This window comes from Tateyamaria sp. LSS28 (assembly GCF_059611725.1).
Window position 1 is genome coordinate 506,657 of sequence record NZ_JCAPFI010000001.1, and the last position, 14,479, is coordinate 521,135.

Below are 14,479 nucleotides of genomic sequence, written 5' to 3' on the forward strand. Positions count from 1 at the left end.
GATGCTTCAGATCACCTCGTCCGCGCGGTCGTCACTTTCGCCGTAGCGTTTGAGGACAGCCGGTTTGGTGCCTTCGTACACCCGGGCCACGTTTTCGGCAATCTTGGCGTTTTCGCGCTCAAACAGGCAGTCTCCGTTCATGTCGGATGCGACAATGAACGGTCCCATGCGGTTGCATTTGATGACCCACATGGCCTGGGCCAGGCCCAGTTCCTCGTTCCAATGCACCGCTTCGACGTTCTCCACGCCGCGACCAAGCAAGGCACCGGTGCCATAGCCCACCGTGGACAGGTAGACGGCTCCGTTTGGGACGAAGTACTCTTTGTAGTCCTTGGAGGTCATGCCGCCCTTGCCCACGATCAGCTTGGCCCCGGTCTTGGCCATCCATTCCGGCAGCCATTTGGCAAAGCGGAAGGAGGCGGTGGCGGTGACGGCCCCCATATCAAAGCTGCCATCGGGGTTGATGCGGGCCGCTGGCGAGCAGTGGAAGTTGGTCGCCGATTGGCTGGGCAGTTCCATTGGGATATTCGCCTTGTCCTCAAGCGCGCGCATGTAGACGCCTTCGCGCGCCGTGTACATGAGGCCATCGAGGTAGACGACGTCGCCGAGGCGTAGGTCGGCGATGGCCTCATCGGTTGGGGTGGTCGATAGAACGATTTCGCGCATGTTTCACTCCACGATCAGAACTTGGCCCGTCACGGCACCTTCGACGGATTTCACATATGCCGCTCCGACCTTTTGCGACGACACCGGGATATGCCCTCTGAACCAGTTGCCATAGCGGGGCATGGAGGTTTCGAGCACTTCAGGGCTGACCACATTGATGCGCAATCCGCGTGGCATCTCAAGCGCGGCGGCCTTCACAAAGCCACCCAAGGCCCCATTGGCAGCGGCGGCGTTTGTGGCCATCGGGACCGGATCGCGATCCAATACACCGCTTGTTAAAGTGAATGAACCGCCGTCGTTCAGGTGATCCAAGCCTTGCAGAATCAGATTGATCTGACCCATCACTTTTTGGGTGAGACCGATCATGAAGGTTTCTTTGGTCTGATCCACAAGTGCCGCAAAATGCGCATCGCCTGCTGTAGAAACAAGCGCATCCAATGGGCCGACCTTTTTGTACATCTCGGCTACGGAAGTGGGATCGGAGATATCGACTTGAACATCGCCCGAAGACCGCGCTGCCCGGATGATCTCGTTGCGTTCAGACAAGGCGTCGCAGGCAGCTTGACCGATGTCCCCATTTGCACCAACTACGAGGACCTTCATTCCGCGGCCTCTCGTTGCGGTTCCCATTCAACGGTTTCGCGGCGCTGGTAGTCAGTGAACCAGTCGGGATCCGTGCGATGTTCCACCCGGCCATCCGCGTGGATGCGGGCGACTGCGCGGCGTGAGGATAGGCAGAAGGCGTGCACCGACATAGGCATCCCGCCCGTGTGGCAGTACCCGACCTCGATATTGCAATCGATCACCATGTTCTTGCCAACAAAGCCCATGGCGCCCATGCCGATGGAGTTGCCGAGGTCCTTGAACTCATCCTCCATCTCGGCGATCCGCGGGTCGGAATTGCGGCTGCCCACGATGCGCAAGGTCGAGGCACGTTTGCCCAGCGTCATGCAGATGTCCTTGGACCCACCGAGGCCAATACCGATGATGGCCGGCTGGCAGGCAAGGCCGCGTTTGCCGAACGCCATGAGGCTATCGAGGTAGAACCGCTTGATCCCTTGAATGCCATCGCTGGGAAACAGCATCCGGTAGTCGGTGCCGAACAGCCCGCCCTTGTGCACGGTGATCAGGTCGATCCATTCGCCCTGCGGCTCGAACCCGTATTCGATTTCGGGTGCACCGATGCCGACGTTGTTGTCGTGATCCGTGCGCCACAGCGGGTGCACGCGGTTGGGGCGTAGGGGCACGCCGTTGGTGGCGTTGGCCGTGGCGCGGCGCAGGGCGGCTTCGAGGGCGACCATACCGCCCTCTACCCGCGCCTCGTTCCCCATCTTCACGAACCAGCGCGGCACACCGGTGTCGCCGCACATGGCGCGACGGTCTTCCCTGGCCGCTTCGTAGTTGTCGAGCATGGCCTTGAGGACGAAGGAGGACAGGTCGCCGTCTTCGGTCTTGGCCGCGTGTTGCAAGCCGTCGAGGTAGTCCTGCGGGATTTCGATGGCCGCCTTGTCCATGAGGATTTCTGCGGTGGATTGGATGAGGGAGATGGGGATCATGACGTGAGACCTAAGTTAGCGTTTCTGCTGAATCGAAGATTACACTGCTGAGTTCGCGTTCCGTTTCTGGAGTCCATTGAGCATCCTCGTATCTGACCCAAAACCGAGTTGCTCTCAGTTCTCTCTTGAGATCATAGAGAAAAGATAGAACACCGGTTACATCGCTGACATCCTCTGGAAAGAAAGTGAATTCCACATCCGCACTGCCGTCATCCATCCATTCGACGTAACACTGCGCTTGCCCAAAAACTGCTCTTCCCGATTGGAGTAAAATGAGTAACGCGCTAGAGGTGGAACAGGCAGGTTCTGAAAGCTGATCGAAAGCAACGTCGTTACCGTCTTGGTCAAACACTTTGATGGTTTTGAAATGCTCGTCAAAGTACTTGTAGACTTCGTTGATACAGACGTGTTCCACACCCACAAAGTTGACGTCTCTGCAAGATCCGTCGGCATCTAGGACAGCAGCTCGAATTTGATCAGTTAGTTGGTTCATTGCGCCGCCACCAAGGTCTCTGGCTCGCCTTCTGGCAAAATCGTTTTGCCCGGTCGGACGATTGTGAATTGAACGGGTTCGCGGGTGACGTTGACCTCTTCGCTTTCGAGGGTCGCGACTGTGAAATCGCTGTTCTCTAGCCCCCCGTCATCCGGGAAATCCTCGCGGTAATGCGCCCCACGCGAGTTTTCGCGGGCGATCCCGGCCTTCGTGATCACTTCGGAGATGTCGCAGAGCGAGCGGAGGTTCAGCCAGTCGTGCCAAGTGAGGTTGAAGGCTAGGTTGCTTGCGTCCACGCCTATATCCATGAGCGCATCGGATACCGTGGCAATACCATCCAAGCCACGCTTCATCCCCGATTCGGTCCGCATAACGCCGACCTCTTCCCACATGAGGTCCTGCAGTTGTTTCCGCAAGGGCAGGATCAAGTCGGGTTTGCGGGTGAGCGGATAGGTCGCGCGTTCGAATTCGGCCGCCAGCACGTCTTCGTCCGGGGCGCGCAGGGTCATGCCCGCCACATCGCGCCCCATCGTGTCGCCCGCGATGCCGCCATAGACGGTCGAGTTGGCGACCCCGTTGCCGCCCAGCCGGTTCGAGCCGTGCGCGCCGCCTGCATCCTCGCCCGCGACATACAGACCCTCCATCGTCGTGCGCGTATCCACATCGACCACAACGCCGCCCATGAAATAGTGGGCGGTCGGCACGACCTCGACCTTGCCTGCGGCCAGATCGAAGCCACTGTCGGCACAGCGTTTGACCATGCCTTTGAATTTCTGAGCCACCCAGTTCGGGCCAAGGTGGGACATGGAGATGAACACGCCTTCCTGATCCGGATTGTTGTTCTTGCGCATCTCGGCATAGATGCCGCGGCTGACGACATCGCGGGTGGCACGCTCGCCCTTGCCGTCGTAGTCGAACATGAAGCGCTGGCCGGCGTGGTTGATCAACTGCCCGCCTGCCCCGCGCAACCCTTCCTCAAGCACCGTTCCAGTCATGCGCGTATGGTCACCAGCGAGGAGGCCCGTGGGGTGGAACTGTACCATCTCCATGTCACGCAGCTGCAAGCCTGCGCGCAGGGCCATGGCGAGGCCGTCCATCGTCTTGTCCCCCGAGGGGGTGTGGTATTTGTACATGGTTGGGCCACCGCCCGTGGCCATCAGCACAGTCTTGGCGCGGACCAGACGAAAGCGTCCGGTGCGCATGTCGATCATCAGGACGCCCGCCAGCGCGGAGCGATCTTTCGTTGGAATGAGGCCCACCGCCCGGTGTTCTTGCATCTTCTCGACGCCACTCGCCAGCACCTTTTCCATCAGGCGGTTGATGATCTCGATCCCCGTCAGATCGCCCTTGTGCACGGTGCGGTCGGCGGTCTGGCCCGCGAATGCCTTTTGATGAAGCGAGCCATCCGGGTTGCGGTCGAAGAAGCACCCGACCTCATTCTCCAGCTCGCGGATGCGCACCACGGCCTGTTCGCACAGGCGCCACGCCATGTCCTGATTGGGCAGCCACTTGCCGCCCTGGATCGTGTCCATGAAGTGCCGCTCAACCGTGTCGCCGCCGCCAAGTGCCACGTTGTAGCCGCCCTGCACCATGCGGGTGCAGCCGCATTTGCCGATCAGCCCCTTGACCGCGATGGTGATCTTGGTGCCTTCCGGTGCAGTTTGCTGGGCGTGGAGTGCTGCGAACAATCCCGCGCCCCCGGTACCGAGGATCAGGATGTCTGTGTCGTGGCGTTCGATATCGCTCAGTTTCATGTCACACCGCCTGCATCAAAAAGAGCGTGGCGATCAGGAATGACAGGGCCGTCGCACCTGCCGCGAGCGTCTTTTGCGGTGGTGTCCAGGGCAGCCATTCCATCGCCATGAGGCGCAGGCCACCGAACATGTGGACGGCCAGCAGAAAGACCAGTCCGACCTCTGCCAATTTGACCGCGCCGATGTCTGTCAGCGCTAGAAAACCATCCAGCCGCGCGGGGTTCGTCAGGGCCAGCGACAGGATCCAGAAGTGGAAGGGCAGGAACAGGGCGAGGCCGAGCCCCGACAGCCGGTGCAGGATATAGGCGAGCCACAGGGGATGCGCCCGCGATGCTATGCCTGCGGCCCTCATGCGAATGTCACGGCCCAGACGGCCCGTGCCCCCAGTGCGAAGAGGGCAAAGCCCACCACCCACATGAATACCTCGAGCGCTGTGCCTTTCAAACCGCCCCACTCATGCACAACCGTGCGCAGGCCAATGGCGCCGTGGATCGACACGGCGGCAACGAACAGGCCGTAGAACAGAAACCAGGCGATGGACCCTTGGGTTCGACCCAGGATTTCGGCGGCGCTTAGCCCCCCTTGGATTGCATAGATCATCACGGCGAGGTGGCCGAGCACCAGCGGAGCCATCAGGAGGGCCGTGATCCGTTGCAGCATGTAGAGGCGCAAGCTCAGCATCAGCGGCCCCTCCGGAAAAACGACTTGGCCGTTTCGCGTTTCAGACCGGCGATGGCGGACATCGGGTCGAGATCGTTTGGGCAGTAGGTGGTGCAGGAGCCCATCGAGTGGCAGTTATGACAACCGCCACTGCCCGAAACAGCGTCGAGGATGGCCACGCGCCCTTCGTCCTTTGCGTCATTGAGCAAGGTCCATGCGCGTTGCAGCGCAGCCGGGCCAAGGTAGTCGGGGTTGCCCGCAACGGTGTCACAGGCCGCATAGCAAACCGAACAATTGATGCATTCGATCCCGGCATTTGCCTCGACCCGTGCTTCGCTGGTTTCGTCCACGGGAGCGATTGGGTCGTCGCGGGTCAGGGTGCCATGATGCACCCCTTCGGCCCCGACCCATTTGTCAAAGAACGGGTCCATATCGACGACCAAATCCTTGACCACCGGCAGATTGCGCAGGGGGCCAATAGTCACCGCGTTGTCCTTGAGGACCTTGGACATGTGCGTGCGACAGGTCCACCGGGGCACGCCGTTCACCATCATCGCGCAACTGCCGCACATCCCCACACGGCACGCAAACCGGTAGCTGAGCGTTGGGTCGGCATTCTGCTGCACCCAAGACACAACGTCGAGAACGGTTTGGCTTTCGTATGCGGGCACGTCGAACACATCCCACGTGTCCGGGCCACGTTCGATGGTTACCTTGAGCGAATGTGCTGTCATGGTTGGCTGGGACTTTCCCGGGCTGCATGTTTCGTGTCAGAGTATAGCTTACAGAAATGCTTAATGAGTGCGATAATTTCTGAAGCTTCTTGTTAGAAAAGCTTACAATTATTCGATCCGGATGGCTGGATGACACAAAGTTCCGAACCAGACCTGAACACTGCATTGGCCGAACGCTATTCGGACGCGCCCGATACGGGGACGCCAGAGGAGCCGCTGCTGCAATCGATGGCGGCCCGCGGGTCGTGCCGCGCCTTTGAAGCGACACCGGTTCCGGACGACCTGTTGCAAACGCTCTGCGCCATTGCGCTGGCGTCGCCCACCAAAAGTGACCTGCAGCAGCGCGACATCGTTGTGTTGCAATCGCCCGCAGCGCGTACGCAGCTTGCAAAGCTTGTGTCCGGCCAAGCATGGGTCGCTCAGGCGCCCATGCTGTTGGTATTTTGCGGAAACAGCCGGCGTCAGCGGTTGTTGCACACCTGGCATGACGTGCCGTTTGCCAACGATCATATGGATGCGGTCATCAATGCGACGGCAGATGCGGCCATCGCCCTTGGTGCATTCGTTACAGCGGCTGAAGCGGTGGGCTTGGGATGCTGCCCAATCAGCGCCGTGCGGAACGACGCGCAAGCCGTATCTGAGTTGCTCGGGCTGCCGGATCACGTGTTTCCCTTCGCCGGTCTGGCGCTGGGGTATCCGAGCGATGCGCCCGAGATCGCAAAGCGACTGCCGTTGAGCGTCACGTGCCATGTGGATCGGTATCAGGAGGATGGTCTGCGCGACGCGGTTCACGCCTATGACGCAGATCGTGCCGAAGCGCAGCCATATGCAAAGCAGCGTTTTGTCGAAGCGTTCGGAGAAGCGGAGCACTACACTTGGTCAGACGACAAGGTGCGCCAATACAGCCAGCCGGAACGTGCAGGTTTTGGCGCGTATCTGCGCAGGCAGGGCTTCTGCGTCGACTAGGACGCTAGGCTTGGAAATTGGTGATGACAGCGGTGCCCGGCGGGGTCGGGCCATGCATGGCCCGCAATTCGGCGCTGGCACCGGACAAGGGAACCTCGCGCGCCACCATGGGGCTCAGGTCAACATCGCCCCGCTCGATCATCGACAGGAGCGACGGGTACTTCCAGGCGGGCATGCCGCGTGTGCCGAAGAAGGACAGCTGCTTGGTATAGATCGCCCGCATGTTCACCTGCATCATGCCGGAACCCGCTGGCATACCCACATGCACGTGGCGGCCCAAGGTGCGCAGGCAGTCCACCGACGCGTTGGTGGTCGTTTCGACCCCAAGGGCTTCGACAGATACATGGGCGCCGCCGCCGGTGATGTCACGGATCGCTGCGGCCGCGTCGGTGTCGGCTGCGTTTACTGCTGCATCCGCGCCAAGGGACTTGGCATGGGTCAGCTTTTCCTCGACCACGTCCACAACAACCACCTGTGCCCCAAGCATCTTGGCCAAGAGCAGCGTGGCAAGGCCAATGCCCCCGGTGCCATGTACGGCCACCCATTCGCCCGCCCGCGCATTGGCCCGATCGGTCAGTGCATGCCACGCGGTGGTCACCCGGCATCCAAGACCGGCGGCCAGCGCGGGTGTCATCGTATCGGGCAGGTGCACCAGATTGTGGTCAAATGGCGCGGCCACGTATTCCGCATAGGCGCCCGGCACCCCGAAACCCGGCACCACCTGGTTTTCGCAGGTATTGGACACACCGGTGTGGCAGGCTGGGCAGTCGCCGCAAGACAGGATGAAAGGTGCGATCAACCGGTCGCCCAGCGCGTGTTTCGCATGTGGTCCCGCATCGACCACCGTGCCGCAGTATTCGTGGCCGAGGATCGATCCGTCTTGGACGCGAGGATGTTCACCGGTCCATCCGTGATAGTCGGATCGGCAAACGCCACAGGCCGCGACCTCGAGAACGACGCCGTTGTCGGGGCAAACCGGGTCGGCCACCGTTTCGATCGACAAGTCTTGGCTGAATGTGCGGACGACGGCTGCGCGCATGGAGACACCCGGAAGCTGTTTCGAATGTGGCAGATGATCTGCCCTTGGACCCGTTTACCCGCCAAGCAAAAGAAATCAAAAAGTATTCTCAGCCTTCGGCACCTTGCCTGTTTTGGCATATGTGCCAGCCCTGCGTGCCCAGAATGGGCGATCCACCCATCGTTGTTCGGTGCTGTAGACCTGATGCAATGCCGTCAGATACTGTTCGACCCCCTTGGCAACATTTTCGGCGTAGGCGTGCATCTTGCCCCGATCCTGCGCGACAAACGCATCCGCAGCTTGTATGGCGGACCAAAGCGCAGTTGTCATGCCGTGCGACGAAAGAGGGTCAAACGCTGCGGACGCGTCTCCTATCGCGACCCATCCAGCGCCGATGGCGGGGGCGATCCAGCTGCTGTTTGTCGTGATCCGCTTGGCATCGTCGCTTATCCGATAACCGTAGTCCGAGAGATAGGCTGATATGGCCTTGGTTCGATGCGCATTTTCCTCGAGCTGCGCGTTGTCAAACCCGGGCAAGTCCGCGTCTGAATAGAAGTTCACAATGACGCGCTGATCAGCCAAGACGGACATGTACCACCATCCGCGCGCTTCGGCCTCGATCAGTGTGACGGGCCGTGGGTCTTCCAGCGCCGAGCTGGTGAACAAAGCGTATTGGCAGCTTAGTTTGTCGGCTTGAAACCGGGTTGCAAACTTTGATGCGACAATTGCCTTCCGTCCGGTGGCATCGAACACGAAACCCGCCTTGATCTGATTGTCGCCGGTATCAAGGTGCCAAAGCCCGTCGGCAACGCGCAGGTTGCCAACGTCCTGTTCAATCCGTTGGGCACCCGCAGCGACCGCCTGTGCCGTCAGGGCGTCCTCGAACGCGCCGCGATCCAGCACGATAGGTGGGCCTTCGAGATGAACGATTGCATTGCGTTCGACCAGCATGTCGCTGCCCCAGGCCGAATAGGTGCTGTGGGCATGCCGGTGGACTTCGGACCGCAGCATCGCGTCTGATCCGAGTGTTTTCAGCAGCGGAATGGCGGCGGCGTTGAGGTGTTCGCCCGGTTTGAAGGTATCCTGCCGGTTCTGCGCGATCCAAACGGGGTGTAGGCCGCCCTGCGCCAAACGCAACGCAGCCGCGGCCCCCGCGATCCCGCCCCCGAGGACGGCAACCTGATGGATCAATTGGGCAACATCCCCTGGCTCGGGTTCCAATCGAACCGGGTTTCCATGTTGTCGGCGTGCTGCATCTCGACAAACACATCACCTTGGGGTGACGGCATCCTGACGACAAACCCCATCCGTTCCCACACAGTGATCATGTTGGTGATCCCATCCCAGTAGCTGGAATTGGCGTGGTACCCGATGCCTGCGACGCCACGCGACCAGTTGACCCGGCTTGTAAGGAACTTGTCCCGCTCGGCTTCGGTCAGGGTCTCATCAAGGCTGGCGGCGTAGTAGGGTTCGGGCAACACATCGATGGGCAGCAAGGCTGGCCACCACACGGCGGTGGGATAGTTCTGCTGCAGCAGCACCTGTTGGCAACTGAACGCATCGCATTGCCATGGCAGGCCCATCCACCGAGTCAGGTCGCCTGCCATCTGTGGTCCGATTGCGGGCGGCGTATCTTCAAATCCTCCGAATGCAATCTCGGGCGTCAACAAACGGCCAAGGTTCTGGTTCAGGCTTGGTCGATCCCCATGCGCGATGCGGAATGGTTCAGCTGTTTCATCGTAGTTGCGCGCATACATCTCTTTGAGCCGCAGGTAGTAGGTCAGTTCCACCCCGGGATGGAACGCCCCTCCGGAACAGGGTTCGAGCGCGGCTTGGGTCAGCGCCCCCGGCTGCAATTCGAGCGGGATGTCATCGAAGCTTTGGTAGTCTGCTATCGGATCCTCGGGGGATTGTCCGTCATAGTCGTCGACAAAGTCACCCGCCGCCCAAGCAACTAGATAGTCATATTGCAATTTGGGGAACTGGAACCACTGCAGGGGGCTGCCGTCATAATTCACGCCATCGCCCAGCATATAGGGGATCTTCAGTCGCTCTTCGATGTAGGACGTGTCAGTCAGGTTGTAAGGGTTGCGGAACAGATCGAAGATAGACTGCCGGAACGCCGCATTCTCTGGCGACGGGTCAGCAAGTTGCGCCACATATGCAGGGTCGCTCAGGTCTCCAATCGCCATCCAGCCCTGACGCAAGTTAGCGGCTTGCGTCACCCACTCCATCAACGCAACCCGCCTGAAGGTTGGGTAGACGTATGTCATGAATGAGATCGGAAGCGCTGGCGCGTCTGACCAGCCTTCCTGCACGTTCAGGTCGGCGACCAAGTCGTAGAGCGTGGTGATGGGGGGAATTTCCGGCGCGAAGTTTGGACCGACACAGGCCACCCATGACGGTTCAGCCTCAAGCATCTGATCGCCAATTTGCACCAGCGCGGTGACCGGTCCATCGCACCAATCGTCATGCCACGCGTTGTTGTCTGCAAAGCTTGTGATTGCGGCATTGCTGGGTGAATTGGACACGCCATCTGGTGGGACCACCAGCAAGCGCCCGGAATCGTCCGTGCGAAGTTGACCCAAACCGACCGAGATTGCGTCAGCCTGCCCACCCCAGAACGTCCCTTCGAATTGGTAGGTGGGATCGTTGCCAGCCTGATTGGTGCCAAGTCCCGAGATTTCGCGCGCGCCACCATCAATGATCAGGTTCTCTTCGCGGTCCGCATTCGTGACAAAGTATTGATTGCGCTTTTGCGAAGGCAGGCCGGGGGCCAGATCACCATTGTCGAGCGGATTGTTGAACCCGTACCAATTCGCCTTTGTGTTGGCCAAATGGACGCCCCATGTGATGTCCTCGCCCGTGACTTCGCCAATGATCCTGTCCTCTGCGTCAAAGGCATAGACGCGAAAGCGCTGAACTTGCTTTTTGACCTTCTCAAGCCCGTCCTTGAAATTGCCGTCCTCGGGCTGCGGTGGCAGACCCGGCACTTCGGGCGCATAAAACCATTTTGGTGATCCCCCCACGCGGCAAATGCCCAGCGCGGGGTAAATCCGCACTTTGGCAATAGCAGCGTCGGATGCTGCCAGTTCGTAGACATTTTGTGTATTTATGTTCGCCCGCGCAGGCCAAGGTGCCCCTGCGATCAATGCTGCGCTTGACGCCATGCCAAGAAACTGGCGACGGGATTTGAAATCTGAACGATCTGACACAATACACCTCTTTAAAAAATTCCTTCGAGACGAGCGTCTACGCAAAGGCTCAAAAAATCAACCATAAGGTGTGCGGTTCAGCTGGATAAAATGCAATTGCGGATTTGACCAAGCAAAGCGTTTACAAACGCAAGCGCATGGGGGTTTTAGCGCAGTTGAGCACTGTCCCCTTGTATCTTCAGCTTCCAATCTTCGATCAATGTACCTTTGGTTTTCAGGCGGCTGGCCAAATAGTACAGGCGCTGTGTTGCCGGACCATTTGGTGCCGTTTCAAAGCGCTGTTTGAGGTAGTAGGGCGGAATGGCCTGAGAATAGAGTGCGGCCGAGACGGTCACATCCTTGGCGTCGACACCGGATGGCAGCGCGATCTTGTAGGTCAGTTCATCTTTTCCCGCTTTCACGCCCTCATCATGCTCTGCCCGGCCTTCTGGCATTGTTGCTTTCATAAAGGCGGCTGTGACCTCTGACGTGCCAAACCGTTTCACGAACGCCTCGGTGCCGGGTTCGGCTGCACCCCATGGCAGCAACCGGTTGTCCTTGGGGTGATAGACCCGATGTACGAAGCTGGTCGTGAATTCCCTTTTGGCGTTCTGCGTGAGCTCTTCGTAGATTTGGACCTGTGTCTCATCATCAATCAGATTGTAATGTGGCTGATACAATGCCTCGGTCGCGCCTTCGGGCACAAAATCCAGGAACTCGGTTTTCAGGGGTTGCTTGTCCGGTCCGATGATCACCCCAGCACCGTTTGTGCAACCGGAACACCAAAGCTGCGTGCCACTGCCATCGGTCACTCGAACTTCGAGAAATGCGCGGCGGAAGCCGACGCCGGATGGCAGACGGTGACCGGTCTTGTTATCGACGCTAACCACGGCTTCGAGCGTGCCATTGCTTTCCGTCAGGCTTTCGATTGCAACATCTGCCGTTTCATCCCGCGCCTGCAGCGCCATCGTGTCGAGTGACAGCTGCGCGCCGTTTGTCGCGTAAGTCATTGGATCTTTGGGACCTAATCCCATCTCTTCGTCGAATTGCGACAACATTTTCACCATAAAGGCGTTGAGACCGACAAAATTGTGACGTTTGTAGGTGTCGCGAAACGGCACATCGATCTCTTCATGCGGTAGCGCGTTGGGCACTTCGGGCAGGTTGGTGTCCTGGATTGATGCGATTTGCGTGGTCAGGCTTTCGATATTCACCGTCCCATCCAGCGTCTCGAAGTTGCTTTTCATGTGGCAGTCCTGACAGGACTGCGCCGTGCCCGCATCGGCGAATTCACTGTTCTGCCATTCGATGAATGTCGCCTGTTCAACCGAGTGCTGAAACTGCACCAGCGGCTCGCGATAGGTGACGCCAAACTCATCCTTCAGGAACGCAACCGCATTCTTTGCAGAGTCGTTGAGGATAGCTTGTTCGGCAGGTGTGAACCCGGGCAATGGCTGATCAGTTGCGGCATCCACATTGGGCAGGTTGATCGTATGGCAGGCGCCACACATCTCGCTGTCTTTGATGTAGTCATTGTGCAGCGGCGTGATGCCCATCGCATTCTGCATCGGCTTTTGTCGGACGTCAGAATACGGGCCGATCAATTCATCCGCCGCGTTCATGCGGAACACCCCGGTTGTGCCGTTCATCAGATAGGTATCGAGTTTGTTGTAATCCGGTTGTCCATCCGCCCGCTCTGGCGGCGCGATGTGGTGGCACACGGCGCACGAGATGCCCTCGCGCGCGAGGTTTCCATATTCGTGATAGGGGTAAGTGCCGTCCGCGATTTGCTGGTCTTTCTCTTCCAGCGTCAGCGGATCATGCAACAGGACGTATTCAGGTTTGAAGTTATTGCCGTCCAGCCCGAGATCGGGATTGGCATGTGCGTCAATCTCAAGCTGGCGCTGTCCCATGGCACCGTGACAGGACAGGCATGTCGTGCCCAGGTTGCCGGACAAGTCGCCGACACCGGCCTGTTCCAGCAGCGCAAACTCTGATTCCAGTTGCGCATAGAAAATCGGGTCGCGCCCGGCCAGACCCATGGGGGACCAACGCCATTCGCCGTATTCCGAGATGTTGTAGCCATCGCCATAGTTCGGGCCGTTCTTGATGAACATGGTCACGCCTGATGGCGCGCCGCCCAGGCCGCCATGGCATCCAAGACAGTTGTCGGAGGTCAGGAAGTGCTGGGTGTCATTGGGGCGGGCGGGCACATGGTCCAACCATTCGCTTGGCAGGGTCTGCAAGTTGGCCCGCGTAATATCGACCCCGCCCGTGCCGGGGAACATGGCGGTGAACTCAGGGTTCTGATCGACGGGAGACGCGGTTGCGGCCGCCACATGTGCGGCGCGCATGGCGGCCGGATCGTGGGGATCGTTCAAATAGGCTTCGATCAACGTCGCCAGATCCACACCGAATGCAGGTTTTTGCTGTTTTGGCAGGTCTCGCCAGCTTTCATCGACGCGGAAGATTAACGGTTCGCCCGGATATCCTTCGATGTTCTCGAGTGCGGAAAAGATCAGCTCTTCGGCCGCAGACGCATGGCAGCGCATGCACATCCCGTCGCCGCCCGCTCCGAGCGGTGGGCTGTAGGGCGGCTGGAAATTGTCGATGACCGGCTTGCGCGCTTTCATGTCGTCCTTGTCGGCGAAATAGACCGAGGCAAAGAACCATCCGCCATGCGACAGCTGGCTGTCCTTGACCATGACCGTCCAATTCAGCCCGCCGGTGTCATAGGCATAGTCGGCCATTTCCTTGGCGACTTTTTCGGGGTCATCCTTGTATTTTTCGACAAGCGCCGCGTGATGTTCGTTGTATTTGGCAGACGGTGGATTCACCATTTCCTTGATGACGATTGCGCCATCTGCAATCGCGCCCTCGCGGCCGTTTTCCAGCCAGGACATGATTTCAGGCGAGTAGTACATCCGCACTGCCGGATGGATGCCAAAGCTCATGTTGAATACGAACGGGCCGGTATCTCGCCAGCTTTTGTCACGGTTCCAACCGAGGCCGACATATTCGCGTTTGGCGATCCAGGGGAACAACGCCCTCTCGTAATCGATGAGTGGCAGGCTGGAAGGCAGAGGAAGATCGGCGGGCCGGGATTGGGTCGGTTCACCCGCTGCAAATGTTGCGGTCGCGCCGACCATCGGCAGCAGTAAAAGCAATGCAAAAGCGAAAATACGTGCCCGGAACATCAGCAATCCCCCAGATTGTCTATGCGAAACAGTATTCCCGCAAAACGTGTTCTGACAAACTGTTTTGGTGTCAAGAATTGTTACAGTGGGGTTCTGTGGCCGGCCTGATGGTCTTGAGCAAGGTCGTCTGCAGCTGTCTTACAGGGCATATCAACGACCCACGATTTCATCGTCACTCGTGTGATCGGTCGGAGCTTTTGGCTCAAACGGCTCAGGTTTGATGTGATGCCACCGCACCGTT

At 59.2% G+C, this 14,479-nt stretch carries 13 protein-coding genes; 1 reads left to right on the top strand and 12 read right to left on the bottom strand.

Translation table 11 applies throughout. From position 1 onward, the window contains the following. Positions 1-6: 6 nt before the first annotated feature. Genes AC53L6_RS02650 through AC53L6_RS02685 form a run of 8 tightly spaced genes read right to left on the bottom strand, consistent with a single transcriptional unit; the run spans position 7 to position 5,863 of the window. Positions 7-666 (bottom strand): fumarate hydratase C-terminal domain-containing protein, encoded by a 660-nt coding sequence (locus AC53L6_RS02650; protein ID WP_496906701.1) that lies wholly within the window; start codon positions 664-666, stop codon positions 7-9. 3 nt (positions 667-669) lie between these two features. Then, complete coding sequence (locus AC53L6_RS02655) at positions 670-1,269, bottom strand: short chain dehydrogenase (protein ID WP_496906702.1); 600 nt, start codon at positions 1,267-1,269, stop codon at positions 670-672. Continuing rightward, the gene (locus AC53L6_RS02660) at positions 1,266-2,222 is read right to left on the bottom strand and encodes a fumarate hydratase (protein ID WP_496906703.1); all 957 of its coding nucleotides are present in this window, start codon (positions 2,220-2,222) and stop codon (positions 1,266-1,268) included. Before AC53L6_RS02660 ends, AC53L6_RS02655 begins: the two co-directional genes overlap by 4 nt. Before the next feature lie 10 nt (positions 2,223-2,232). Beyond that, complete coding sequence (locus AC53L6_RS02665; RefSeq protein WP_496906704.1) at positions 2,233-2,715, bottom strand: hypothetical protein; 483 nt, start codon at positions 2,713-2,715, stop codon at positions 2,233-2,235. Further along, entirely contained in the window at positions 2,712-4,469 is a 1,758-nt protein-coding gene (locus AC53L6_RS02670; protein WP_496906705.1) for an L-aspartate oxidase, read from the bottom strand. The genes AC53L6_RS02665 and AC53L6_RS02670 overlap by 4 nt, the downstream gene beginning before the upstream one ends. A gap of 1 nt (position 4,470) precedes the next feature. After that, entirely contained in the window at positions 4,471-4,821 is a 351-nt protein-coding gene (locus tag AC53L6_RS02675) for a succinate dehydrogenase/fumarate reductase transmembrane subunit (RefSeq protein ID WP_496906706.1), read from the bottom strand. Further along, on the bottom strand, positions 4,818-5,150 hold the full coding sequence (locus AC53L6_RS02680) for a succinate dehydrogenase (protein ID WP_496906707.1): 333 nt from the start codon (positions 5,148-5,150) through the stop codon (positions 4,818-4,820). Before AC53L6_RS02680 ends, AC53L6_RS02675 begins: the two co-directional genes overlap by 4 nt. Continuing rightward, positions 5,150-5,863, bottom strand: coding sequence for a succinate dehydrogenase/fumarate reductase iron-sulfur subunit (locus AC53L6_RS02685; protein ID WP_299600206.1), 714 nt, complete (start codon positions 5,861-5,863; stop codon positions 5,150-5,152). The genes AC53L6_RS02680 and AC53L6_RS02685 overlap by 1 nt, the downstream gene beginning before the upstream one ends. Positions 5,864-5,992: 129 nt before the next feature. Here AC53L6_RS02685 and AC53L6_RS02690 point away from each other — a divergent pair, with 129 nt between their 5' ends. Continuing rightward, the gene (locus AC53L6_RS02690; protein ID WP_496906708.1) at positions 5,993-6,829 is read left to right on the top strand and encodes a nitroreductase family protein; all 837 of its coding nucleotides are present in this window, start codon (positions 5,993-5,995) and stop codon (positions 6,827-6,829) included. A 4-nt stretch (positions 6,830-6,833) separates the two neighbouring features. Here AC53L6_RS02690 and AC53L6_RS02695 read toward each other — a convergent pair whose 3' ends face one another. From AC53L6_RS02695 to AC53L6_RS02710, 4 genes are all read right to left on the bottom strand, one after another. Continuing rightward, the gene (locus tag AC53L6_RS02695) at positions 6,834-7,868 is read right to left on the bottom strand and encodes a zinc-binding dehydrogenase (protein WP_299770831.1); all 1,035 of its coding nucleotides are present in this window, start codon (positions 7,866-7,868) and stop codon (positions 6,834-6,836) included. Positions 7,869-7,943: 75 nt separating this feature from the next. Then, the gene (gene goxB, locus AC53L6_RS02700) at positions 7,944-9,038 is read right to left on the bottom strand and encodes a glycine oxidase maturase GoxB (RefSeq protein ID WP_496906709.1); all 1,095 of its coding nucleotides are present in this window, start codon (positions 9,036-9,038) and stop codon (positions 7,944-7,946) included. Next, positions 9,035-11,062 (bottom strand): CTQ-dependent glycine oxidase GoxA, encoded by a 2,028-nt coding sequence (goxA, locus tag AC53L6_RS02705; RefSeq protein ID WP_496906710.1) that lies wholly within the window; start codon positions 11,060-11,062, stop codon positions 9,035-9,037. The genes goxB and goxA overlap by 4 nt, the downstream gene beginning before the upstream one ends. A gap of 146 nt (positions 11,063-11,208) precedes the next feature. Next, positions 11,209-14,238, bottom strand: coding sequence for a hypothetical protein (locus AC53L6_RS02710; RefSeq protein WP_496906711.1), 3,030 nt, complete (start codon positions 14,236-14,238; stop codon positions 11,209-11,211). Between the last annotated feature and the right edge of the window lie 241 nt (positions 14,239-14,479).